Origin of the sequence: Nonomuraea sp. NPDC059007 (assembly GCF_042740555.1) — a bacterium.
GTDB lineage: Bacteria > Actinomycetota > Actinomycetes > Streptosporangiales > Streptosporangiaceae > Nonomuraea.
On record NZ_JBHYJD010000012.1, the window covers coordinates 119387 to 141730 of the forward strand.

Consider the following 22344-nt stretch of genomic DNA (forward strand, 5'->3'; position numbering starts at 1 on the left):
ATCTCTTCTCGTGCGTTACAGTGCGTGTCATCGTCGCTCACACCCCCTGGTTCATAAGGAGACACGGCATGCGGTTACGTGCCCTGGGGCGCACCGCCCTGATCGGCCTGGCGACAACCCTGGTGATTGCGGGGTGTTCTGGATCCGGGACCGAAAGCAAACCGGGGGGTACGGCCAACGCGTCGGGTCTGGAGAAGACCTCGTTGCTCATCGGCCAGTACCCCGGAGCCGACTCGGCGCCCCTGTTCATCGCCATGGAACGCGGCTTCTTCAAGGAGCAGGGACTTGATGTCAGGCAGGAGCCCATCCAGGCTCCGCAGGCCGTCTTGCCCAAGCTCAGCAACGGCCAGATGGACGTCGTCCTTGGCAGCTACGCCACCATCCTGACCATTCAGGAGGGCGGTTCGGAGAAGTTCAAGTACATCGCCGACTCCTATCAGGGAGCCAGCGGCGCGTTCGGCGTGATGGTCGCGAAGAATTCACCGATCAAGAAAATCTCCGACCTCAAGGGAAAGAAGATCGGCGTCAACGCGCTCAAGGGACTCGGCGTTCTCACCATGAACCCGCACCTGAAGATCAACGGCGTTGACCCGCAGAAGGACGTCACCTACGTCGAGATCGCGACCACCAACTGGCTGTCGTCGCTGGAGAAGGGCGACGCGGACGCGGTCTGGATGACCGACCCGTACGTCAGCGAGGCGGAGAGCAAGCTCGGCGCCACCATGCTGATCGACACCATGTCCGGCCCCACCGAGAGCCTGCCCATCACCGGCTGGGCCGCCACCGAGAAGTGGATCAGCGAGAACCCCAAGACCATGGCCGCCTTCCAGCGCGCGATGGCCAAGGCGCAGAACATCGCCGCCACCGACCGTGACGCGGTGACCGCGATCCTGCCCACGTTCACCAAGATCCCCAAGGAAACGGCCGCGACGATCAACCTCGGCAACTACCCGACCTCGCTGAACGCCCAGCGCATCCAACGCGTCGCCGACCTGATGGCCGAGTACGGCTTCCTGAAGGCGAAGATGGACGTGAGCACGATGATCGTCAATCCGCAGGGATGACCGCAGCGATCGACGGAACGCGGCGCGAGCGCGACCCGCTCGCCCGCGTCCCCATAGCGAAGATCACCCGCCACGTCATCGGCGTGGCGGCTTTTCTGCTTCTGTGGGAGGTCGTCAGCCGGGCCGGGCTGTTCACCTGGCTGCCGAACGCCTCCGACTCGCTGATCAGGTTCGCCACGCTGGCCGCCGACCCCGTCTTCCTCGGCGACCTGGCCGCCACGCTGACCGCCGCGATCCTCGGGCTCGGGCTCGCGGTGCTGCTGGCCGTACCGGTGGGGCTGCTGCTCGGAACGGTGCCGGTGGTCGAGGAGACCACGCGCGCCATCGTGGAGTTTCTGCGGCCCATCCCGTCGGTCGCGCTGATCCCGCTGGCGCTGTTCTTCTTCACCCCGGAGATCAACGCCAAGATCGCGCTGATCGTCTACGCCGCGTCCTGGCCCATCCTCATCAACACCCTGTACGGCGTGCGCGACGTCGACCCGGTCGCCACCGAGACCCTGCGCTCGTTCGGCTTCGGCGCGGGCGCGGTGGTGTGGCGGGTGGCGCTGCCGAGCGCGGCGCCGTTCATCTTCACCGGTGTACGGCTGGCCGCCTCGGTCACCCTCATCCTGGCCATCAGCGTGGAGTACTTCGTCGGCGGCGCCAGCGGCGTGGGCAGGTTCCTCATCGAGGCCAGCACCGGCATCGGCGAGTCGGCCATGCTCGACGTGATCGCGACGCTGATCTGGGCCGGGCTGGTCGGCCTGGTGGTCAACGCGGTGCTGCTGCGCGCCGAGCGGCGGTTGTTCAGGTGGCGCAGCTCATGATCAAGACTCTCGTCAAGCGGCTCTGGCTGATCCCCGTCGTCCTGCTCGGCTGGGAACTGGCCGCGGTCGCGGTCGCCAGCCCGTACTTCCCCGCGCCCTCGCGCATCGTGGTGCGGCTGTATGAGATGTTCGCCGCCGAGGAGGCGATCGGGCACGTCTGGCCGAGCCTGGCCAGGGTGGTCGGCGCCTGGTGCGTGGCGGTCCTGGTCGGCGTCCTGCTGGGCGTGGCGCTGGGGCGTACGCGATGGCTGGCCGACTACATCGACCCGCTCGTGGAGTTCGGCCGGGCGGTGCCGCCGCCGGCGATGCTCCCGGTCTTCCTGGTGTTGTTCAGCATGGGCACCGAGGTCCAGGTGGCCACGATCATCTTCGGCATCATCTGGCCGATCCTGCTGAACTCCATCGACGGCGCCCGCCACGTGGAGCGGATGCAGATCGAGACGGCGACCGTCTTCGGCATCCCCGCCCACCTGCGGGTCCTGCGCATCATCCTGCCCGCCGCCTCCCCCAAGATCTTCGCGGGGCTGCGGCTGAGCGTCTCGCTGGCGCTCATCCTCATGGTCGTCTCCGAGCTCAAGGGCAGCACGGAGGGCATCGGCTACCTGCTCAGCCTCGCCTCGAACAATGCCGACATGCCCGCCCTGTGGGCCGGCGTCGTGATGCTCGGCGTGCTGGGCTTCCTTCTCAACTCCCTGTTCCTCATGGGCGAGCGCCGCGTCCTCGCCTGGCACCACAACCGGAGGCGGTCATGACAGACCTGCTGATCAGGAACGTGCGGGTGGTCACCCACGAGCGTGACGAACCCGTCGAGGCGGACATCGCGATAACGGACGGCCGCATCACCGCGGTCGCCCCCGGCCTGCCGCCCGGCGACGACGTCATCGAGGGGAACGGCAAGCTCGCCTTCCCCGGCGTGGTCGACGCCCACCAGCACTGGGGCATCTACAACGCGCTGGAGGAGGACGCCTCGACCGAGAGCCGGGCGGCCGCCCAGGGCGGCGTCACCACCGCGCTCACCTACATGCGCACCGGCCAGTACTACCTCAACCGGGGCGGCCCCTACGCCGAGTTCTTCCCCGAGGTGCTCTCCCGGGCCGAGGGCCGCGCCTACATCGACTACGGCTTCCACCTGGCGCCCATGTCGAGCACGCACATCGCGGAACTGCCCGACCTGATCGAGAAGCACGGCGTGCCCAGCTTCAAGATCTTCATGTTCTACGGCGGGCACGGCCTGCACGGCCGTTCCAACGACCAGAGCCGCTTCCTCATGCTGCCCGACGGCGAGCGCTACGACTACGCCCACTTCGAGTTCGTCATGCGCGGCGTCCAGGCGGCCCGCGAGCGCTTCCCCGACCTGGCCGGCGAGATCTCGCTGTCGCTGCACTGCGAGACCGCCGAGATCATGACCGCCTACACCAAGCTGGTCGAGGAGGCCGGCGAGCTCAGCGGCCTGGCCGCCTACAGCGCCTCGCGGCCGCCGCACTCCGAGGGCCTGGCCGTCTTCATCGCCTCCTACCTGGCCCACGAGACCGGGCTGGCCAACATCAACCTGTTGCACCTGTCCTCGCGCAAGGCGCTGGACGCCGCGGTGCGCATGGCCGCCGCCTTCCCGAACATCGACTTCCGCCGCGAGGTCACCATCGGGCACCTGCTGGCCTCCGTCGAGACCGCGGAAGGGCTGGGCGGCAAGGTCAACCCGCCGATCCGGCCGCGGGAGGACGTCGAGGCGCTGTGGGAGTACGTGCTCGACGGCACCGTCGACTGGGTGGTCAGCGACCACGCCTGCTGCCGCGAGGAGTTGAAGTACGGCGAGCCGCGGGACGACGTGTTCGTGGCCAAGGCGGGGTTCGGCGGCGCGGAGTACCTGCTGCCGGGGCTCGTCTCCGAGGGGCGGCGGCGCGGCCTGCCGTACGGAAGAATCGCGGCGCTCACCTCGTGGAACCCCGCGCGCAGGTACGGCCTGCGGTCCAAGGGCACGATCGCGCCCGGCTACGACGCGGACGTGGCGCTGGTTGACCCGGACCAGACGTGGACGGTGCACGCGGCCGACTCGGAGTCCACGCAGGAGTACACGCCGTTCGAGGGCTTCGAGCTGACCGCTCGGGTGACCGACACGTTCGTGCGCGGCCACCACGTCATGGACGCCGGTAAGATCATCGGCCGTCCCCTCGGCTCCTATCTCGTGAGGCCCGGTGTTCACTGAAGGCGAGCTCCTCTACCTGCGTGACCACACGATCGGCCGGCTGGCCAGCGCCGGCGCGGACCGGCGCCCGCACGTGGTGCCGGTGCGGTTCCGGCTGTCGGAGGACGGACGGTCGCTGGAGATCGGCGCGCGCGACCTGCCCGTCCGCGGGCAGCGGCGCGCCTACCGCGACAACGCCGCCGAGAACCCGGAGCTGGCGATCGTCGTGGACGACTACACCGAGGACGGCGTGCCGCGCGGCCTGCTCATCCGCGGCACCGCCAAGCTCCACGACGACGGCGGCGAGCAGGTGGTGCGCGGCGGCGGTCCGCAGTGGCTCGAGCTGCTGCCCGCCTCGATCTCCTCGTGGGGGATCGACTCGGCCGGGTACGCGCCCCCGATCCGCCGCGCGTTCTAGCCGCCCTGCCAGGCCAGCACCCTGCGCTGTACGGCCAGCAACACCGCGTTGAGCGCGTACCCGAGGACCCCGATCAGCACCACCGCCGACCACATCCTGGGCAGGTCGCCGACCGCGTAGGCGTCCTGCAGCAGGTAGCCGATGCCATTGGACGAGCCGGGCATCAGCTCGGCGAAGACCATGAGGATCAGCGCCACGGACATGCTCAGCCGCAGGCCCGCGAACACCTTCGGCAGCGCCGACGGCACCAGCACCCGCCACAGCCGCTGGGCGGCGGTCAGGCGGAAGACCTGGGCGGTCTCCAGATGCTGCCGGTCCACGCCTTTGACGCCGTCGGCGGTGTTGAGCAGGATCGGCCAGATCGTGGCGAAGGCGATCGTGGCCAGCTGCATCTGGGTGCCGACGCTGAGCAGCACGATGAAGACCGGCACCAGCAGCGGGGGCGGGACGGCGCGGAAGAGCTGCAGCACGGGGTCGGCGTAGGCGCGCGCCTTCTCCGACCGCCCCAGGACGAAGCCCAGGACCACCCCGGTGACCACCGCGCCCGCGAGCCCGGCGGCGAGCCTGCCCAGGCTGGGGGCGAAGTGCTCGATCGCCTGGCCGGTGAGGATGTAGGGGCCGGAGAACCACATCTCGTACATGCGCGCCGCGATCTGCGAGGGCGGCGGGAAGAAGCGGTTGCCCGCCGAGCGCGACAGCGCCTCCCAGGCCAGCGCGCAGGCGGCGAACACCGCCCAGCGGATCACCGGTGGGTCCAGGGGAACAGGCGGCGCTCGCCGCGTACCAGCAGGGTGTTGGCGAGCAGGCCGAGCAGGGCGGCCCAGACGGTGACGGCCAGCACCTCGACCGTGGCGTCGGGGACGAACGTGGACTGGGCCACGTGCACCCCGATCCCCTGGCCGGTGCCCATGAAGATCTCGCCGGCGATGGTGGCGATCAGGGCGATGCCGGCCGCCAGCCGTACACCGGTGGCGATGAACGGCGCCGCGCTCGGCAGCGAGACCCGCACCAGCACCGCGGTACGGCCGAAGCCGAAGGCGCGCAGCGTGTCCACGGCCACCGGCTCGACGTCGCGCAGCCCGTACACGGCGTTGAACAGGACCGGCCACAGCGCGACGTAGGTGACGACCACGACCCGGGTGGTGCCGCCGGAGCCGAGCATCATGCCGACCAGCGGGAAGAGCGCGACGCCCGGCATCGGGCGGAGGAACTCCAGCACCGCCCTGCTCGCCCGCTCCACGCCCGGCAGACTGCCGAGCAGCAGCCCGGCCGGGATCGCGAGGGCGGTGGCCAGGAGGGTGCCGCCCGCCCAGGTGAGCAGGGTGCCCGCGAGGTGGGACAGGTAGCCGGGCTCCAGGGCGAGCGCCGCCGCCCTGGCCAGGATGTCCCCGGCGGGCGGCAGCGTGCCCCCGCTCGCCCGGCCCAGCGCCTCAAGTCCGGCCAGCAACAGCGCGACGCCCACGGCGCCGCGCCGGCGGAGCCCGGTCAACCGCCCGGGGTGTAGATGAGGTCGGCGGCCTTGAGGCCGCCCTTGAGCAGGCCCTCGACCTTCATCTGGTCGATGACGCGCTGCAGTCGGGCGGCATCGGGCGCGGTCGGGAAGTCGACGAGCTTGATCGCCGCGGCGGTCGTGGCGTCCATCTTGGTGTAGGAGGGCAGTTGCAGGACCTTCTCGACGCTGACCCGGTCGGCGGCCAGGCTCTGCGCCTTGCCGAGGGCCGTGGCGAGGGCGGCGGCGGTCTTCGGGTTGGCGTCGATCCACTCCTGCTTGACGAAGTAGCCGGCGGTGGGCCAGTTCTGCGTGGTGCCGGAGGCCAGGTCGGTGACGAGGCGGAAGCCCTTGCCCGCGGCCTGGCTGGTGAACGGCTCGGTGAAGGCGGCGGCGTCCACCTGTCCCGCCTCGACCGCGGCGATCGTGTTCGGGACCGGCACCTGCACGTACTCGACCTTGGCCGGATCGGCGCCGGCGTCGCGCAGGACCGCGTTGAGCATGAGCGGCTGGACGTTCTTCAGCACCGCGACGGCGACCTTCTTGCCCTCCAGGTCCTTGACCGTCTTGATCGGCGAGGACTCCGGCACCATGACCGCCTGGACGCCGGGCTTGCCGACCGACCCCTCAGAAATGATCTTCAGTTTGGCGCCGTTGTCGATGATCTGCAGCAAGCTCACGTAGTTGGCGAAGCCCAGGTCGACCTCGCCGCTGTTGAAGGCGACGCTGCCCGCCTTGCTGTCGGTGAAGAACTGCGCGGTGAGGTCCAGGCCCTCGCTCTTGAAGACGCCCTTGTCGAGCCCCACGTGCAGCCCCGCCTGGTCGAGGAACGGCAGCGCCATCGCCTTGACCACACTCGACTCCCGGCCCGCGGCGGTCTTGCCCGGCTCCGCCGCGTCCGTCCCCGAGCCGCATCCCGCCAGCGCCGTCGCGGCCACCAGGACCACTAACAGCGACATTCGGGAGAATTTCATGAAATTTCCACCTCTTCCGGCTTACGCCCCCTGCCACCCGAGCAGGCGGCGCTCGATCACGACGAACAGGGAGTTCACCACGTAACCGAGCAGACCGAGCAGCGCGATGGCGGCCCAGACCCCCGGGGTGTCGAACCCCCGCTGTGCCTGCAGCAGCTGATACCCGATCCCGTCGGTGCCGCCGAACAACTCGGAGATCACCATCATGATCAGTGCCAGCGAAAGACTCAACCGCAGACCGGCCAGGATCTTCGGCGCCGCCGCCGGGATGATGACCCTGCGGACCTGCTCGGCGCGGGACAGTCCGAACACGCGGGCCGTCTCGATCTGCAGGACCTCGACCGAGCGGGCGCCGTCGATGGAGTTCAGGAGCACCGGCCAGATGACGCCGAAGACGATCCCGGCCAGCTGCGTGGCCAGGCCGCCCTGCAGCAGCGCGAGGAAGAAGGGCAGCAGCAACGGCGGCGGCACCGAGCGGCCGAACTGGATCAGCGGCCCGGCGTAGTCCTGGGCCGCCCGCGAACGGCCGATCAGCACCCCCGCCAGCACACCGGCCGCGGCGGCCACCACCCATCCGGTGAACATGCGGGCCAGGCTCGGCAGCAGGTTGGCCACCGCCTCGTCGGTCAGGAACAACCGGGCGGCCGGGCCGGCGAACCAGAGCTCGCGCATCCGGCCCGCGATGGCGGTCGGCGGCGGGAAGTCCGTGTCGGCCTTCAGCCGCGTGAGCACCTCCCACACGACCAGCACGGCGGGCACGAACCACAGCCTGTTCAGCACGCTCACTCCGCCGCTCCCCTGCGCGCCTCGTGCCAGCGGAACAGGCGGCGCTCCCCCGCCACCAGCAGCGTGTTGGCCAGCAGGCCGGCCGCGCCCGCCCAGAGGGTGGCGGCCAGCATGAGATCGGTACGGTTGCCGCTGCCCGCCTGGATGACGAAGACGCCGATGCCGGAGCCGCCTCCGGCCAGCAGTTCCGCGCTGACCGCGAGGATCAGGGCCACACCGGCGGCGATGCGGACACCGGTGGCCACGAACGGGGCGGCGCTGGGCAGGCTGACCCGCCACAGCACCGCCAGGGGGCCGAAGCCGAAGCTGCGCAGGGAGTCCTTGGCCAGGGGGTCGACCTCGCGCATGCCGTACAGCGTGTTGATGAGGATGGGCCACACGGCGGCGTACACGATCACCGAGGCCTTCATCGCGACGTCCACGGGGATGAGCAGGATCGCCAGCGGGATGATCGCCACCGACGGGATGGGACGCATGAACTCCAGCAGCGGGCGGGTCGCCCGCTCGGCGGCGGGCAGCGCGCCGAGCGCCACGCCCGCGGGCACCGCGACGGCTACGGCGGCCAGCAGGCCGAGCGCCCAGTTGAGCAGGGTGGCGGCGACGCCCGCCAGGAACGCGGGGTCGGCCAGGAGCAGCGCGGCCTCGATCAGCACGGCCGAGGGCGGCGGGAACACCACGCCCTCGGCCAGCCAGAAGCGCACGACCAGCTCGGCCACGAGCAGGAACGCGGCGACGCCCGCCGCGCCCCGCACGGCACGCACGCTCATCCGGTGGGGCTGACCAGGAGCGTCTTGACGTCCAGAGGCTGCTTGAGATAGCCGAACTCCAGCATCAGGTCGGCCACCCGCTGCAACCTGGCCGCGTCGAGGTCGGTCGGGAAGCTGCCCAGCGTGATCTTCGTGACCGCGGTCTTGTCGATCTTCGAGTACGAGGGGATGACCGCCTCGACGACCTTGCGGTCACCGGCGGCCAGCTTCTGCGCCTTGCCGATCGCGCGCTGGAAGGCGGCGAGCGTCTTGGGGTTCTTCGCGACCCACTCGCCGGTGGCCATCCAGGCGGCGATCGGCAGGCCGGCCGTCGGCCCCGTCATGGTGTCGGCGAGGACGCGCAGGCCCGGCTGGACCTGCGTGGCGGTGATGAACGGCTCGGTCAGCCACGCCGCGTCGGCCTGCCCGGCGGCCAGCGCGTTGCCCATGTCGGGGAAGGGCTTCTCGACGAACTTCACCTCGCCCGGCGCCACGCCCGCGCTCTTCAGCGTCGAGGTGACGGCCAGCGTGCCGATGTTGTTGAGGGTGTTGACCAGGATGGTCTTGCCCTTGAGGTCGGCGACCGCCCGGATCGGGGAGTCCTTGGCCACCATGAGGTCGAAGGTGTTCGGGGCGGCGCCGTAGAGGTCGCCGACCACCTTCACCTTCTCGCCCCTGCTCGCGGCCAGGAACGTGGAGACGTAGTTCGTGTGGGAGACGTCGAGGGCGCCGCTCTTGATCTGCGGCAGCGCGACGGCGCCGCCCTGGATCGTGATCGGCTCGACGGTGAGGCCCTCTTCCTTGAAGAAGCCCTTGGACTGGGCGATGTAGAGGGCGGCCGCGTCGGGGATGGGCAGCGCGCCCACCTTGATGACGGGCTTCTCCAGCCCGCCGGTGGACGCCTGCTCGGCACCGCCGCACGCGGTCAGCGCCAGTGTGGTGGCGAGCAGGAGGGCGGGGATCGTACGTCTCATGGTGCGCGCTCCGGGGGGTGGGGAGGGCCTGCCGCAAGAGACGATATTTCATGACGCGCGGCTTTTCTGACACCTTTTCGACGAGTGAAATCCCCAATCCGGACTCAAAGGCACAAAGCAACGTGAATTCTGGTCAATGCCAGCTATGGCCTCACAATTCGGGCCTCCGCTAGAGTCAGGGGGTCACTCGCGCCCCTCAAGGAACCCAGCCTTGCTCGAGATATCCAACCTCAGCCACACCTACGGCAGCGGCCCCAGCGCCCACCACGCCATCGAAGGCCTCTCCCTGAGCGTCGCCGACGGCGAACTGCTGTGCATCGTCGGCCCCTCCGGCGCCGGCAAGTCCACACTGCTGCGCAGCATCGCCGGCCTCCTCACGCCCACCGGCGGCGAGATCAAGGTCGACGGGCAGGTGGTCACCCACACACCCGACAACCTGGCCGTCGTCTTCCAGGACTACAGCCGCTCGTTGTTCCCGTGGATGTCCGTGGCCGACAACGTCGCCCTGCCACTGCGCCGCAAGAACATGGACAAGAAGGCGCGCAGAGACGCCGCGCAGGAGGCGCTGGAGTCGGTCGGGCTGGGGGACGCGGGCAAGAAATACCCGTTCCAGCTGTCCGGCGGCATGCAGCAGCGGGTGGCCATCGCCCGCGCCCTCGCCTACCGTCCGACGCTCATGCTCATGGACGAGCCCTTCGGCTCCGTCGACGCCCAGACCCGCGAGGACCTCGAAGACCTCGTCCTCCAGGTACGCGGCCACCACCAGATGACCATCGTGCTCATCACCCACGACATCGACGAGAGCGTGTACGTCGGGGACCGCGTGGTCGTCCTGTCCAAGGCGCCGGCCAACGTGGTCGGCGACCTGCCGGTGGAGCTGCCGTCCCCCCGCGACCAGATCACCACCCGCGAACACCCCGACTTCGTCCACCTCCGCGCCGAGGTGGGCCGCCTGGTCCGCGGCCTGGACTCCAAAACTCCTGCCTGAACTGTCTCCACACGTTTTATGGGTTACGGCAAGCCGCCCCACCCCCACCCGCCGCACGTGGCCGGTGACCTTCCAGGGGAACGCTCCTCCGCCTCCCCGGCCGGCCACCGCGACGTGCGCACGTTGACCCCCTGAGCGGGAAAACCACCGCACACCCAGGGGCTCACCTCGTGGACCCCAGGCACCACGCTGCGAGACGTCACCCGGCCACGCCTGGGGGTTCACGCCGGCAAGGGAGCGGTTCCAAACCACAGCCCCCGGTGGGTTTTCGGGCCCGTGTTCCCGGGGTGGGTTCTCGGACTCGTGAGCCCCTGTGGGTTCCCGGGTCCGTGCCCCGGTGGGTTCTGGGGCGGTGTCCTGGGGTGGGTTCTGGGCCGGGTGGCGGGGGTGGTTGGCCGGGCTTGGTTGGCTCGGCCAACGTTCTGCGGCTATGCCGGGGCGATCTGGCGGGTCAGGGCGTGTTCGACCAGCGTGATCAGGGTGGACTTGACCGACTCCCTGTTGCGGGCGTCGAGGCGGACGATCGGGGTGCCGTCGCCGACCGTCAGTGCCTCGCGCAGTTCCCGCTCATCGTGCAAGAAGGCCCCGTCCCAGCCGTTCACACCGACCACGAACGGCAGCTTGGCCTCTTCGAAGTAGTCGATGGCCGGGAAGCTGTCGGCCAGGCGGCGCGTGTCCACGAGGACCACCGCGCCGATGGCGCCGCGTACCAGGTCGTCCCACATGAACCAGAACCGGTGCTGGCCCGGCGTCCCGAACAGGTACAGGATCAGGTCGCGGTCCAGCGACACCCGGCCGAAGTCCATCGCCACCGTGGTCGTGGTCTTGTTGGGAGTGAGCGACACGTCGTCGACGCCGGCCGACGCGTCGGTCATGACGGCCTCCGTGGTGAGCGGCAGGATCTCAGAGACCGCTCCCACGAACGTCGTCTTGCCCACGCCGAAACCTCCAGCCACGACGATCTTCGTCGAGGTGAGGCCGGCGCTAGAGCCTGCGAAGTCCACTGAGTACCCTTTCGAGCAAGTTGAGGTCCGGCTTCCCCGCGTCCAGCGCAGGCTGGTGCACGCGGATCAGGCCTTCCGACGCCATGTCGGCGATCAGCACCCGGACCACCCCGAGAGGTTGCCGTAAAAGGGCGGAGATCTCCGCAACCGACCGAACATTTCGTGTCAGCTGGATGATCGCCTGATACTCCGGACTCAAGAGGGAAATATCTTGGTATTCCGACGTCACGGAGGAAACCAGCGCCTCCATGGCGAACTTCATCCGCGGAGCGGTCCGCCCCCCGGTCACGGCATAGGGCCGTACCAGAGAGCTCGGCTTCTGCGGACGGGGCGCCGACGGATGCGGCGGAGTGCTATCACCAGCCCAACCCTGACCTGACACCATGATCTCCTGTCACCGCCCGGCTAGCGGGGGCGGGCCGCCTGCAGCTCCGCCCGTACGGCGGGCGTCAGCACCTGACCGGCCCGCTCCACGAGGAGCGTCATCTGGTAGGCCACCAGGCCCATGTCGCAGTCGGGCGAGGCGAGCACCGCCAGACACGATCCATCACTGATCGACATGATCATCAAAAGGCCGCGTTGCATCTCGATCACCGTCTGGGTGACCATGCCGCCCTCGAAGACGCGGGCCGCGCCCTGGGTCAAGCTGATCACACCGGAGGCGACCGCGGCGAGCTGGTCGGCCCGGTCCTTGGGGAACCCCTCGGAGAAGGCCAGCGGCAGACCGTCCGACGACACGACAACGGTGTGCGCCACACCGGGCACGTTGTTGACGAAATCGGTGATCAGCCAGCTGATGCCACGCGCTCCCTGGCTCAGTTCTCTCATTCCTTCTCCTTCAGATCCTCACGGCCCTGCCGTACACCCTGCTGGAAGCTGGAGAGCCTGCTGCGCAGGCGCTCGGGTGAGATCGGCGGTGCCGGTGACGTCAATGGGGGCTCGGCGGAGCCCGCCGTGCCCGGCACCAGGTTGGCCTTGGGCACCCGCCGCGGCAGGCCCGAGGCGGTGGTACCGCCCCTGGCGGGCTCGGCGGCGGCCTGCGCGGCCTGGAAACCGCTGTCGGCCGGGGAGGTCCAGGAAGCGCCGGCGCCGGACTGTCCCGGCCTGCGCTGCGGCAGCCCGGACTTGCCGACGCCACCCGCCTGCCCGGACCCGGCAGCACCCGCACCCCCGGCACCCGCACCGGGCCCACCGGCACCCGGACCACCCGCGCCGGGACCACCCGCGCCAGGACCCGCATGACCGGAACCCGCACCCGCGTAGCCGGGGCCCGCGTGGCCGGAACCCGTGTGACCGGAACCCGCGTTGCCGGGGCCTCCATAGCCGGAACCGGCGTTGCCGGAGCCCGGCTGACCGGGGCCGCCGTGGCCGGAGCCGCCATAGCCTGCGCCACCGTGGCCGGAGCCGCCGTGGCCCGGGCCGCCGTGGCCGGAGCCAGGGGCGCCCGCGCCCGCGTAGTCCTGGCCAGGGGCTCCTGAACCCGCGTAGTCCTGGCCGGGTCCGCCGGGGTAGTCGGAGGAGCCGCCGGGGCCCGGGTAGCCGGGCTGGCCGCCTGAGTCCCCGTGGCCGCCCTGACCGGCTCCCGCGTAACCGCCCTGGGAGTCCGCGTGGCCGCCGGGGCCTGCGCCCTGGCCGTAGCCCTGGCTCTGGCCGTAACCGGAGACCGGCGGGGGGCCGTCGGCCGAGATGACCGGGTGGGGCATGGTCGGGGGCGAGTCGGCCTCGAAGGAGTCGTAGGCGGGGCTGTTGCCGACCGCGCCGAACGCGCCCGTCCCCGGACCGTTGAAGCCGTCGGAGGAGGAACCCTGAGCGCCGGCGTACCCGCCCTGTCCCACCGGTCCGAACGCGCCGGTCGAAGGACCGGGCAGCTCGGGATCGGCGGGCGGCTCCTGGGCCTTCAGCGGGTCGGGCTCGGGCCGGCGGAACCAGTCGGAGCCCACCGACGAGAAGATCGGCAGGAAGTCCTCGCCCTCGGACTCCATGGGCGAGCTGTCGACCACGGGCAGCGGACCGGTGAGGTCCTGCGAGGCGTAGTCGGTGTTGTAGGGCGTGAACAGCCCGTTGCCCGAGCCGTTGCCGTTGGGGGCCGAGGAGGCGACCGACGGCCAGTTCGACTCTTCGCCGAAGGACGGCCACCGCTGGTCGACCTCAAGCGGCGGCGGCTCCTCCGCGAAGGAGGGCCAGCGCTGGTCGGCCGGGAGCGGCGGCGGCTGCTCGGCGAACGACGGCCAGCTCGCCTCGGGCGACTGCTCGGCGAAAGGCGACTCACCGGCGAAGGGGGACTGGCCGTCAAAGGGCTGGCCGTCGAAGGACTGACCGGCGAACGGCTGGCCGGCCGAAGGCTGCTGGTCGGCGAAGGGCTGTTGCTCACCGAAGCGGGGCTGGTCGGCGAAGGGCGGCTGTTCACCGAAGGCGGCGGGCGCCTGGTCGCCGGGCGCGTCCGCGTAAGGCGGCTGACCGGGCTGGGACGGCTCCTCGCCGTACGGGTTCCAGCCGCCCGTGTCCGGCACCGGCATCGAACCCGGCCACTGGGTGTCGGCCAGCGACTCGTGGGCGCGTACCTCGGGAGTGTCGGGGTTGGCGTACGGCGGCGAGCCCAGCATGGCCGGGTCGAAGGTGGTGAAGCTGTCGTACTGCCCGCGCTGCTGCGGCACCATGCCGTTGGCGGCGGCGACGAGCATGTCGGGCAGCATGACCAGCGCGCTGAGCCCGCCGGTCTCCCGCATGCGTAGCTGGACCCGGATGCCGTGGCGCAGGGCCAGGCGGCCGACCACGAACAGGCCCATGCGCCGGGACACGGACACATCCACGACGGGCGGGTTGGCCAGGCGCCAGTTGGCCTCGGCCAGTTCGTCGCCGCTCATGCCGATGCCCAGGTCGCTGATGGTGACGACGAAGCCGCCGTCGGCGGCCGCGCTGGTGACGCTGACCCGGCTCTCGCGCGGCGAGAAGGAGATCGCGTTCTCGATCAGCTCGGCGAGCAGGTGGACGGCGTCGGTGACGGCCGGGCCGACGATCTGGATGTCGGACGGGATCTGGATCTGGACCCGCTCGTAGTTCTCGACCTCCGACAGCGAGGCGCGGGCGATGTCGACCAGCGGGACGGGCTCGCTCCACTTGCGCGCGGCCTCCTGGCCGGCGAGGACCAGGAGGTTCTCGCTGTTGCGGCGCATGCGGGTGGCCAGGTGGTCGAGGCGGAAGAGGTTGGCGAGCCGGTTCTCGTCCTCCTCGCCCTGCTCCAGGCCTTCGATGAGCTGCAGCTGGCGTTCGACGAGCGTCTGCGAGCGGCGCGAGAGGTTGACGAACATGGAGTTGACGTTGGCGCGCAGCTTGGCCTCGTCGCCGGCCAGCCGGATCGCCTCGCGGTGGACCTCGTCGAAGGCCCGTGCCACTTCCCCGATCTCGTCCCGGGTGTTGACGCCGACGGAGGGGACCTCCGGCGTGGCGGCGCCGTCTCCGGACTCGCGCAGCACGCGGACGGTCTCCGGCAGCCTGGTCGTGGCCACCTGGAGCGCCTCGGCGCGCAGCCGGCGCAGCGGGCGTACCAGCGAACCGGCCACGCGGGTGGTGATCACCAGGACGAGGAGCAGCAGCACGAGGATGAGCGCGCCGGAGATGATGGCGTTGCGCTGCTCGGCGTCGCTCAGCTCGCGGGTCTTGGTCACGACGGCCGTGGCGAGCGAGTCTTCCACCTTGCGCATGGCGTTGACGGTCAGCGTGGTGCTGTCGTACCAGAAGAGCAGCTCACGGCGCGGGGTGGCGGTGATGTCGAGGTCGCGGATCTCCTTGTACTCACGCAGCTGGGCCAGGGCGCGCTGGCGCATGGCGTCGGCGCGGTCGATGGCCGGGCCCTTGAGCGTGTCGGTGTACAGGGAGGTGTACTTGGCCTGGGCCTCCTGCTCGAAGATGGCCAGTTCTGCCTGCTGGGCGTTCCAGGAGCCGAGGAAGTCCGACAGGTCGTCGTAGTCCAGCTTCCGCTCGACCAGCGCGACGATCAGGATGCCCTGCTGGCGGGCGACCTGCTCCTTGCCGCGCTGGAGAGCGCCGAGGGCGGCCACGTCCTTGATCAGGCTGTCGTCGTCGCCCACCTGGCCGAGCTCGTCCTGGAGGTTCTCCAGGACGTCGATCATCGTCGAGTAGGTGCGGATCGCGGCTCGGGGCGGGACGCTCTCGCCCAGGATCGACTCGCGCAGGCCGTCGAGGCCGATGAGCCAGCGGCGCATGCTCTCGACTTCCTGCCGCACGCGCGGCGCGTGCGCGTCGTCGATGGCGGCCGTGCTGTCGAGCACCTTGGTCTTGGCGCCGTCCACGACGGCGCGCTGCGTGCGCAGTTGCGCCATCCGGCTGGGCCGCCGCTGGTCGGCGATGTACCAGGCGGTGAGCGTGCGCTCCTTGGCCATCTCGTGGGAGAGCGCGCCGATGCGCTGGACCAGCTCGGCGACCTGGGTGAGCCGCCGGTACTCGGCGCTGGTGCCGATCGCGTTGGCAAGCTGAATACCGGCCAGGAGCACACCGACGATGGTGGGGATGAGGATCAGGGCCACCAACCTAGAGCGCACACGCCAGTTAGCCAGCCGGAACCGTCCGCCTGTGTACTCCCCTGGCGTCGCGTGCCTGGGGTTTTCCGTCCTCACTGACTCTCGCTACCTCTCGCGCTACGTGCTCGAAAAATCTGACACGCGTGCGGCGCATGGGATTCCGCGGGCGTGGGTAATTGGAACACAACCCGTACCAGATCGGCCAACCGTGCATTTCCCATCAAACGCGACCAAACGTGTCATTTCGGTCGGTTTCGCCTTCAGCTTTCAGGCCGGCCGGAAAGAGTCCCGCTCGGCCGGGGCAGCGTGTTTGATCATCAGGTGACGGGTCACCGAGTACTCCTGAACGGCCTCCTGGCTCATGTCCTTGCCGAATCCGCTGCCCTTGACGCCGCCGTGCGGGGCCTCGCTGGCGATCGGAAGATGGTCGTTTACCCAGGTCACACCCACGTCCAGGCGATGCGACACCCTCATGGCCCGCGCCACGTCCCGCGACCAGACCGATGAGGCCAGGCCGTAGCGGGTGTCGTTGGCCAGCCGTACCGCATCGTCCTCGTGATCGAACGGAAGCACCACAAGGACCGGACCGAAAAGTTCACCTTGCACGATTTCACTGTCCTGCGCCACGCCGGTGACGAGCGTCGGCGGGTAGTAGAACCCGGGGCCGTCGATCGGCGTCCCGCCGTGCACCACCCGGGCGCCCGCCCGCTCGACGAAGCCGTGCACCCGCTCGCGATGGGCCGCCGAGACCAGCGGGCCGATGTCCGTGGCCGCGTCCCAGGGGTCGCCTACGGTGATCTTGGCGAGGGTCGCCCGAAGAGCCTCGACCGTGTCGTCGAAGACCGTCCTGGCGACGTAGACGCGCGTGGCGGCGGTGCAGTCCTGGCCGGTGTTGTAGGTGGCGCCCATGGCCACGCCGCGCGCCGCCTCCTCCAGGTCGGCGTCCTCGAACACCAGAGCCGGGGCCTTGCCGCCGAGCTCCAGGTGGACCCGCTTGAGCGTGCGGGCCGCGCCGGTCATGACCGCGCGGCCGGTCTCGGTGGAGCCCGTCACGCTGACCATGTCCACGCCGGGGTCGGTCACCAGCGCCTCGCCCACGGCCCCGTCGCCGAGCACCACCTGCACGAGCCCCTCGGGCGCGCCGGCCCGCGCGAACAGCTCCGCCAGCCGCAGCGTGGAACGAGGGGTCTGCGGCGCGGGCTTGATGACGACCGCGTTTCCAGCCGCGACCGCAGGCCCCACCTTCCATACGGCCATGATGAACGGAAAGTTCCACGGCGCGATCGACCCGACCACCCCGACCGGGCGGCGCAGCAGCACCGAGGTGTACCCGGCGCTGAGCACACCGGCTCCGGTGCCGTCCAGCGAGCGCGCGGCCCCGGCGAAGAAGCGCAGGTTGTCGACGGCGAACGGCAGCTCGCCGTCGCGGAAGACCGCGGCCGGCTTGCCCGTCTCCTCGACCTCCAGCCTGGTCAGCTCCTCGGCGTCGGCCTCCACGAGGTCGGCCAGGCGCAGCAGCAGCCGCGCCCGCTCGGCCGGAGTGGTCTGCGACCACTCCTCGAAAGCCCGCCGGGCCTTGCGTACGGCTACCGCCACCTCCCCCACCGGAGTGTCGGGAAGATCGGCGAAGGGCTGCCCGGTGGCCGGGTTGATCAGTTGGCGCATGGGGTTCTTTCCTTGGATGACCCGGTACGGCCCAGCGGTGCGGGCCGTACCGGCGGATTACTTCAGGCCGAGCTGCTCGATGAGGTCGGCGGCCTTGCGCAGGCCGTCGCGCTCGCGGATCTCCTCGCCGGTGGCGGCCAGCTCGGCACGCAGTTCGGCGTCGCCGAGCAGGCGCTCCAGGGCGCCCTTCAGCTCCTCGTCGGTGAAGGTGTAGGTCGACAGCCGCACGCCGTAGCCGAGCTCGTCCACGCGCTGGGCGTTGTCGTACTGGTCCCAGAACAGCGGCAGCAGGATCATCGGCTTGCCGAAGTGCAGGGCCTCGACGGTGGTGTTGTTGCCGCCGTGGGTGATCACCAGGTCACAGAGCGGGATGATCTTCGTCTGGGGGAGGAACTCCGCGCCGTACATGTTGTCGGCCAGCTTGATCTCCTCGTGCAGCGGGCCCTTGGAGACGATGAACTGGTGCGGGGTGGTGGCCAGCACGTCGATCACCCGCTGCATGAGCTCCACGTCGGAGGAGCCGAGCGAGCCCAGCGAGAAGTAGACCAGCGCGCCCTCGCCCCGCTGGAAGGGCAGCTCGAAGGCCTCCTCGGTCTCGCGCACGGAGGAGTCGAGCCGGTGCCACGACGGGCCCAGCGGGCGGGCGTTGGTGTAGTCGAGCACCTCGGGGTACACGTAGAGGTTCAGGTCGCCCTCGTGGATGAAGTCCAGGTCGGGCAGCGGGCTCGTGCCCTGCTCGACGCACCAGGCGTTGAAGGCGGTCCAGATCTCGCGGTGGGTGCGCTCGTACTCGGCGCGGAAGGCGTCCCAGCCGGCGCGGTCGTCGGCGGGCAGGCCGGAGAAGACCGGCGCGATGTTCTCGCCGCGCACCTCCAGCGGGTTGCACGACACGATGCGCGCGAACTTCTTGCCCGCGGTCAGCAGCGCCGGGAAGGTGATCACGTTGTCCTCGACGATGACATCGGGGTTCACGCGCTCGATGATGGCCTTGAGCTGCGGCTCGCAGTACTTGGCACCGTCGATGAGGGAGTCCCAGATCGGCTTGGTGACGGTCGCGAGCTGCTCCAGGGTGGTCTTGCGGTACTCCGGCGCGGTCTCGCGGATGAAGTCCTTCCAGAACTGGCCGGGGTCCTGCTCCTCGGCGTCCTCTGCCGGGGGAGCCAGGTCGACCAGGTCCTCCTCGAAGCCGAGCGCTTCGAGCTTGCCCTTCCAGGACGCCTCGGCCGCGAAGACGACCCGGTGTCCGCGGCGGCGCAGGATGTCGCCGATGCCGATGCTGTTGTTCGTCGGCCCGTACGCGCTCTCGGGCATGAACAGGATGGTGAGAGCCATGTGGTCACTCCGGGGGGAACGTCAATCTGAACGGGAATTCAAATGCTGATCTAGCGCAAAGGTCAACTTCGCGGCACTATGGTGACGGATTTGCTGAACTGTGGTGCATCGGGGGTGGGCGTGGCCCAGCGCAAGAGTCGCACGGATCGCCGTATCGATCTGATCGAGGCGGCGCGACGAGCCATCATCCGGCATGGCGTCGACGGAGTGCAGCTCTCGCACGTGGCCGAGGAGGCCGGTCTGACCTCCGGTGCCGTGCTCTACCACTACCCCGACCTCAACGAGCTGCTCGTCGAGGCCCAGCACGCGGGCATGGAGCGCTTCTACGAGCAGCGCCTGCGGCAGATCGCCGCCGTCATGGACCCGGTGGAGAAGCTGGTCATGACGATCCGCTCCGGCCTGCCGACCGGGCCGCTCGACCCGGACGTGCGCCTGCTCAACGAGCTCGGCGGGGCCGCGGGCCGCAACCGGATGTACGGCGTGCTGCTCACCTCGCTCTACGACCGCCAGGTGTCGATGTACCAGTCGATCCTGGACACCGGGGCCGCGCTCGGCGTGTTCACGCTGAGCGCGGACGCGCTGACGATCTCGCGCAACCTGGTGGCTCTGGAGGACGCCTACGGCTACCGCATCACCGCCAGGCACCCGGTGATCGGCCCGGCGGAGGCGGTGGAGCTGATCCTCTCCTACGCGCGCGCGGCGACCGGCAACGACCTCGCTCATTGAACCGCCGGGAGCAGGACCGCGTCCCGCTCCCCCCACTGCAGCCCGACCTCGGCGCCGGGCTTCACCGCGCTGGCGCCCTGCACGGCCACGAGCACGGGCTTGGCCTGGCCGGGCACCTCGACGGAGATGTGCGAGACGCCGCCGTAGAAGCTGACGTCGAGGACGCTGCCCTTCAGCGGGCCCTCCTCGGTCAGTTCCAGCTTCTCCGGCCGTACGGCCAGCAGCGCCGCCGCCCCTTCCGGCACCTGGTCGACGGCCGTGCCGCGCAGGGTGCCGAAGTTCTCGGTGCGCAGGGTGCCGTCGGCGCCGGCCGTACCGGCGAAGAGGTTGTTGGCGCCGACGAAGTCGGCCACGAAGCGGGAGCGGGGCCGCTCGTAGAGCTCGACGGGGCGGTCCACCTGGCGCACGCGGCCGGTGTCGAAGACCGCGATGCGGTCGGCCAGCGACATGGCCTCCTCCTGGTCGTGGGTGACGACCACGAAGGTGATGCCGACCTCGTGCTGCAGCCGCTTGAGCTCCAGCTGCATGTCCGCGCGGACCTTCTTGTCCAGGGCCGACAGGGGCTCGTCGAGCAGGAGCAGCCGGGGGCGCTTGACGATGGCCCTGGCCAGGGCGACGCGCTGGCGCTGGCCACCGGACAGCTGCTGCGGCTTCCTGTTCGCCTGGGCGGACAGGCCGACGGTCTCCAGCACCTCGCCGACGCGCTTCTTGACCTCGCCGCGGGGCAGTTTCTCGCGCTCCAGGCCGTAGGCGACGTTCTTGGCGACGCTCATGTGCGGGAACAGCGCGTAGGACTGGAACATGAGGTTGATCGGCCGCTTGTTGGGCGCCAGCGTGAGCAGGTCGGCGCCGTCGAGCGAGACCGAGCCGCCGTCGGGCGTCTCGAAGCCGGCCAGGATGCGCAGGAGCGTCGTCTTGCCGCAGCCCGAGGGGCCGAGCAGCGCGAAGAACTCGCCCTGGCCGATCTCCAGCGAGACCCCGTCGAGCGCGGTGACCTCGCCGAACCGGCGCGTGATGCCGTCAATCTTGAGCACGGGACTCCCCGATCTTCGTCAGCCGCTGCCCCGCGATCACCGCGGTGAAGCTCACCAGCAGGAGGATCGAGGCCAGGGCGTTGATCTCCGGGGTCACCCCGAATCGGATCATTGAGTAGATGATGATCGGCAGCGTCGGGTCGGCGTTGCCGATCGTGAAGAAGGCGATGACGAACTCGTCGAGCGAGAGCGTGAACGCCAGCAGCGCCCCTGCGACGATGCCGGGCGTGAGCTGCGGCAGCGTGACCTTCACGAAGGTGGTCACCGGGCCCGCGCCCAGGTCGCGGCTGGCCTCTTCCAGCGAGGTGTCGGCGCCCGTGAGCCTGGTGCGCACGACCGCCGCCACGAACGCCGTCGAGAACACCGCGTGCGCCAGGATCACCGAGTGGTGGCCGAGCGTCTGGTTGAGCGTGATGAACAACATCAGCAGCCCGATCCCGAGCACCAGGTCGGGCAGAACGGCCGGCATCAGGGCCACCGCGTCCAAGATCTTGGAGCGCGTGTAGCGGGCCAGGCCGACGGCCAGCAGGGTACCGAGGACCGTGGCGATCGCGGTCGAGCTCACCGCCACGATCAGCGTGTTGACCAGGCCCGAGATGACCCGTTCGTCGGCGAGCAACTCGCCGTACCACTTCAGGCTGAAGCCCTCGTAGGTGTAGGCCGACTCACCGGAGTTGAACGACATCGCGACCAGGACCGCGATCGGCAGGTAGAGGAAGACGATCGTCGCCCAGAACGGGACGGAGAGGAGCTTCGGCCTACGCACGGCGGGCCGCCCAGGACTGCACCATGAGCAGCACGATCAGAACGGCGATCAGCGCGAGTGTCAGCGTGGCGCCGAAGGGCTCGTCGCGCGCCTGCAGGAACTGCGTCCTGATCAGGTTGCCGACCATGATGGACTTGCCGCCGCCGAGCAGGTCGGGGATGACGAAGTTGCCGAAGCTCGGCACGAACACGAACAGGCACCCGGTCAGCACACCCGGGATCGTCAGCGGCAGGGTCACCTTGCGGAAGGTGGTGAAGGCGGAGGCGCCCAGGTTGGCCGAGGCCTCGCGCAGCTGCGGGTCGAGCCTCTCGATCGCCGCGTACAGCGGCAGCACCATCAGCGGAATGTAGGAGTAGAGCAGGCCGACGACGATCGCGCCGTCCTTGTAGAGCAGCTCCAGCTTGGTGCCGAGCACCGAGTTCACGATGCCGGGACCGCTCAGCAAGATGATCCACGCGTAGATGCGGATGATGAAGTTCGTCCAGAACGGCAGCACGATGGCCACCAGCGCGATGGTCTTCCAGTTGCGGGGCAGCTGCGCGATGAAGTACGCCGTGGGGTAGCCGATCAGCAGCGCGAGCAGCGTGGTGATCCCGGCGATCTTCAGCGAGTTGCCGAGCACGCTCAGGTACAGCGGGTCGATCAGCCGGGTGAAGTTCTCGGTGGTGAACTCGTAGACGATGCCGCCGAACCGGCCCCGCCGGAAGAACGCGGCGCTCAGCACCAGCGCCAGCGGCACCAGCAGCAGCACGATCAGGTAGGTCAGTCCCGGCGACAGGAAAGCGAACGCCGCGAAACGGCGCCCCCGTGCAGGGGACGCCGGCCGGGTCTTGGTCTGGCTCGTCACGTCGG

At 69.9% G+C, this 22344-nt stretch carries 22 protein-coding genes; 7 read left to right on the forward strand and 15 right to left on the reverse strand.

Annotated features, from left to right (window positions below; all coding sequences use genetic code 11):
* Window positions 1-68: 68 nt before the first annotated feature.
* Genes ACFWY5_RS21735 through ACFWY5_RS21755 form a run of 5 tightly spaced genes read left to right on the forward strand, consistent with a single transcriptional unit; the run spans window position 69 to window position 4470 of the window.
* Window positions 69-1064 (forward strand): ABC transporter substrate-binding protein, encoded by a 996-nt coding sequence (locus ACFWY5_RS21735; RefSeq protein WP_379620330.1) that lies wholly within the window; start codon window positions 69-71, stop codon window positions 1062-1064.
* Window positions 1061-1870, forward strand: a complete 810-nt coding sequence (locus ACFWY5_RS21740; protein WP_379620328.1) for an ABC transporter permease — start codon at window positions 1061-1063, stop codon at window positions 1868-1870. The genes ACFWY5_RS21735 and ACFWY5_RS21740 overlap by 4 nt, the downstream gene beginning before the upstream one ends.
* A complete protein-coding gene (locus ACFWY5_RS21745; protein WP_379620326.1) occupies window positions 1867-2622 on the forward strand; it encodes an ABC transporter permease in 756 nt (251 codons plus the stop codon). Before ACFWY5_RS21740 ends, ACFWY5_RS21745 begins: the two co-directional genes overlap by 4 nt.
* Window positions 2619-4073 (forward strand): dihydroorotase family protein, encoded by a 1455-nt coding sequence (locus ACFWY5_RS21750; RefSeq protein WP_379620324.1) that lies wholly within the window; start codon window positions 2619-2621, stop codon window positions 4071-4073. Before ACFWY5_RS21745 ends, ACFWY5_RS21750 begins: the two co-directional genes overlap by 4 nt.
* A complete protein-coding gene (locus ACFWY5_RS21755) occupies window positions 4063-4470 on the forward strand; it encodes a pyridoxamine 5'-phosphate oxidase family protein (RefSeq protein ID WP_379620322.1) in 408 nt (135 codons plus the stop codon). The genes ACFWY5_RS21750 and ACFWY5_RS21755 overlap by 11 nt, the downstream gene beginning before the upstream one ends.
* Here ACFWY5_RS21755 and ACFWY5_RS21760 read toward each other — a convergent pair.
* The 6 genes from ACFWY5_RS21760 to ACFWY5_RS21785 are packed head-to-tail and all read right to left on the reverse strand — an operon-like array spanning window position 4467 to window position 9439.
* Window positions 4467-5216 carry an ABC transporter permease gene (locus ACFWY5_RS21760; protein ID WP_379633870.1) on the reverse strand — a complete coding sequence of 250 codons (750 nt, stop codon included), beginning with the start codon at window positions 5214-5216 and terminating at the stop codon, window positions 4467-4469. The two genes, ACFWY5_RS21755 and ACFWY5_RS21760, sit on opposite strands and share 4 nt — an antisense overlap.
* Window positions 5213-5959 carry an ABC transporter permease gene (locus ACFWY5_RS21765; RefSeq protein WP_379633872.1) on the reverse strand — a complete coding sequence of 249 codons (747 nt, stop codon included), beginning with the start codon at window positions 5957-5959 and terminating at the stop codon, window positions 5213-5215. The genes ACFWY5_RS21760 and ACFWY5_RS21765 overlap by 4 nt, the downstream gene beginning before the upstream one ends.
* Complete coding sequence (locus tag ACFWY5_RS21770; RefSeq protein WP_379633874.1) at window positions 5956-6933, reverse strand: ABC transporter substrate-binding protein; 978 nt, start codon at window positions 6931-6933, stop codon at window positions 5956-5958. Before ACFWY5_RS21770 ends, ACFWY5_RS21765 begins: the two co-directional genes overlap by 4 nt.
* 21 nt (window positions 6934-6954) lie before the next feature.
* Window positions 6955-7719 (reverse strand): ABC transporter permease, encoded by a 765-nt coding sequence (locus tag ACFWY5_RS21775; RefSeq protein ID WP_379633876.1) that lies wholly within the window; start codon window positions 7717-7719, stop codon window positions 6955-6957.
* Complete coding sequence (locus ACFWY5_RS21780) at window positions 7716-8486, reverse strand: ABC transporter permease (RefSeq protein WP_379620312.1); 771 nt, start codon at window positions 8484-8486, stop codon at window positions 7716-7718. Before ACFWY5_RS21780 ends, ACFWY5_RS21775 begins: the two co-directional genes overlap by 4 nt.
* Window positions 8483-9439: an ABC transporter substrate-binding protein gene (locus tag ACFWY5_RS21785; RefSeq protein WP_379633878.1), complete on the reverse strand. Its 957-nt coding sequence runs from the start codon at window positions 9437-9439 to the stop codon at window positions 8483-8485. The genes ACFWY5_RS21780 and ACFWY5_RS21785 overlap by 4 nt, the downstream gene beginning before the upstream one ends.
* 211 nt (window positions 9440-9650) lie before the next feature.
* Here ACFWY5_RS21785 and ACFWY5_RS21790 point away from each other — a divergent pair, with 211 nt between their 5' ends.
* Window positions 9651-10427, forward strand: a complete 777-nt coding sequence (locus ACFWY5_RS21790) for an ABC transporter ATP-binding protein (RefSeq protein WP_379620308.1) — start codon at window positions 9651-9653, stop codon at window positions 10425-10427.
* Window positions 10428-10855: 428 nt separating this feature from the next.
* Here ACFWY5_RS21790 and ACFWY5_RS21795 read toward each other — a convergent pair whose 3' ends face one another.
* The 6 genes from ACFWY5_RS21795 to ACFWY5_RS21820 form a co-directional block, all read right to left on the reverse strand.
* A complete protein-coding gene (locus ACFWY5_RS21795) occupies window positions 10856-11431 on the reverse strand; it encodes an ATP/GTP-binding protein (RefSeq protein ID WP_184965600.1) in 576 nt (191 codons plus the stop codon).
* Window positions 11412-11816 carry a DUF742 domain-containing protein gene (locus tag ACFWY5_RS21800; protein ID WP_214641576.1) on the reverse strand — a complete coding sequence of 135 codons (405 nt, stop codon included), beginning with the start codon at window positions 11814-11816 and terminating at the stop codon, window positions 11412-11414. The genes ACFWY5_RS21795 and ACFWY5_RS21800 overlap by 20 nt, the downstream gene beginning before the upstream one ends.
* A 20-nt stretch (window positions 11817-11836) precedes the next feature.
* Entirely contained in the window at window positions 11837-12259 is a 423-nt protein-coding gene (locus ACFWY5_RS21805; protein WP_157250067.1) for a roadblock/LC7 domain-containing protein, read from the reverse strand.
* On the reverse strand, window positions 12256-15975 hold the full coding sequence (locus ACFWY5_RS21810; RefSeq protein ID WP_379633880.1) for a nitrate- and nitrite sensing domain-containing protein: 3720 nt from the start codon (window positions 15973-15975) through the stop codon (window positions 12256-12258). The genes ACFWY5_RS21805 and ACFWY5_RS21810 overlap by 4 nt, the downstream gene beginning before the upstream one ends.
* A 261-nt stretch (window positions 15976-16236) precedes the next feature.
* Window positions 16237-17652, reverse strand: a complete 1416-nt coding sequence (locus ACFWY5_RS21815; protein ID WP_379620461.1) for an aminobutyraldehyde dehydrogenase — start codon at window positions 17650-17652, stop codon at window positions 16237-16239.
* A gap of 39 nt (window positions 17653-17691) precedes the next feature.
* On the reverse strand, window positions 17692-18966 hold the full coding sequence (locus ACFWY5_RS21820) for a glycosyltransferase (RefSeq protein WP_379633882.1): 1275 nt from the start codon (window positions 18964-18966) through the stop codon (window positions 17692-17694).
* A gap of 120 nt (window positions 18967-19086) precedes the next feature.
* Between ACFWY5_RS21820 and ACFWY5_RS21825 the strand changes: the two genes are divergently transcribed.
* Complete coding sequence (locus tag ACFWY5_RS21825) at window positions 19087-19692, forward strand: TetR/AcrR family transcriptional regulator (RefSeq protein WP_379620300.1); 606 nt, start codon at window positions 19087-19089, stop codon at window positions 19690-19692.
* Here the strand turns inward: ACFWY5_RS21825 and ACFWY5_RS21830 are convergent.
* Genes ACFWY5_RS21830 through ACFWY5_RS21840 form a run of 3 tightly spaced genes read right to left on the reverse strand, consistent with a single transcriptional unit; the run spans window position 19686 to window position 22339 of the window.
* A complete protein-coding gene (locus ACFWY5_RS21830; protein ID WP_379633885.1) occupies window positions 19686-20726 on the reverse strand; it encodes an ABC transporter ATP-binding protein in 1041 nt (346 codons plus the stop codon). The genes ACFWY5_RS21825 and ACFWY5_RS21830 overlap by 7 nt on opposite strands.
* Window positions 20713-21492 carry an ABC transporter permease gene (locus ACFWY5_RS21835; RefSeq protein ID WP_379633887.1) on the reverse strand — a complete coding sequence of 260 codons (780 nt, stop codon included), beginning with the start codon at window positions 21490-21492 and terminating at the stop codon, window positions 20713-20715. The genes ACFWY5_RS21830 and ACFWY5_RS21835 overlap by 14 nt, the downstream gene beginning before the upstream one ends.
* Window positions 21485-22339: an ABC transporter permease gene (locus tag ACFWY5_RS21840; RefSeq protein WP_379620294.1), complete on the reverse strand. Its 855-nt coding sequence runs from the start codon at window positions 22337-22339 to the stop codon at window positions 21485-21487. The genes ACFWY5_RS21835 and ACFWY5_RS21840 overlap by 8 nt, the downstream gene beginning before the upstream one ends.
* Window positions 22340-22344 lie beyond the last annotated feature (5 nt).

Bases quoted from the DNA above. Each gene is read 5' to 3' on its own strand.
- ACFWY5_RS21770 (WP_379633874.1), bottom strand. From the start codon at position 6,933: ATGAAATTCTCCCGAATGTCGCTGTTAGTGGTCCTGGTGGCCGCGACG.
- ACFWY5_RS21750 (WP_379620324.1), top strand. From the start codon at position 2,619: ATGACAGACCTGCTGATCAGGAACGTGCGGGTGGTCACCCACGAGCGT.
- ACFWY5_RS21740 (WP_379620328.1), top strand. From the start codon at position 1,061: ATGACCGCAGCGATCGACGGAACGCGGCGCGAGCGCGACCCGCTCGCC.
- ACFWY5_RS21820 (WP_379633882.1), bottom strand. From the start codon at position 18,966: ATGGCTCTCACCATCCTGTTCATGCCCGAGAGCGCGTACGGGCCGACG.
- ACFWY5_RS21780 (WP_379620312.1), bottom strand. From the start codon at position 8,486: ATGAGCGTGCGTGCCGTGCGGGGCGCGGCGGGCGTCGCCGCGTTCCTG.
- ACFWY5_RS21745 (WP_379620326.1), top strand. From the start codon at position 1,867: ATGATCAAGACTCTCGTCAAGCGGCTCTGGCTGATCCCCGTCGTCCTG.
- ACFWY5_RS21805 (WP_157250067.1), bottom strand. From the start codon at position 12,259: ATGAGAGAACTGAGCCAGGGAGCGCGTGGCATCAGCTGGCTGATCACC.
- ACFWY5_RS21785 (WP_379633878.1), bottom strand. From the start codon at position 9,439: ATGAGACGTACGATCCCCGCCCTCCTGCTCGCCACCACACTGGCGCTG.
- ACFWY5_RS21735 (WP_379620330.1), top strand. From the start codon at position 69: ATGCGGTTACGTGCCCTGGGGCGCACCGCCCTGATCGGCCTGGCGACA.
- ACFWY5_RS21800 (WP_214641576.1), bottom strand. From the start codon at position 11,816: ATGGTGTCAGGTCAGGGTTGGGCTGGTGATAGCACTCCGCCGCATCCG.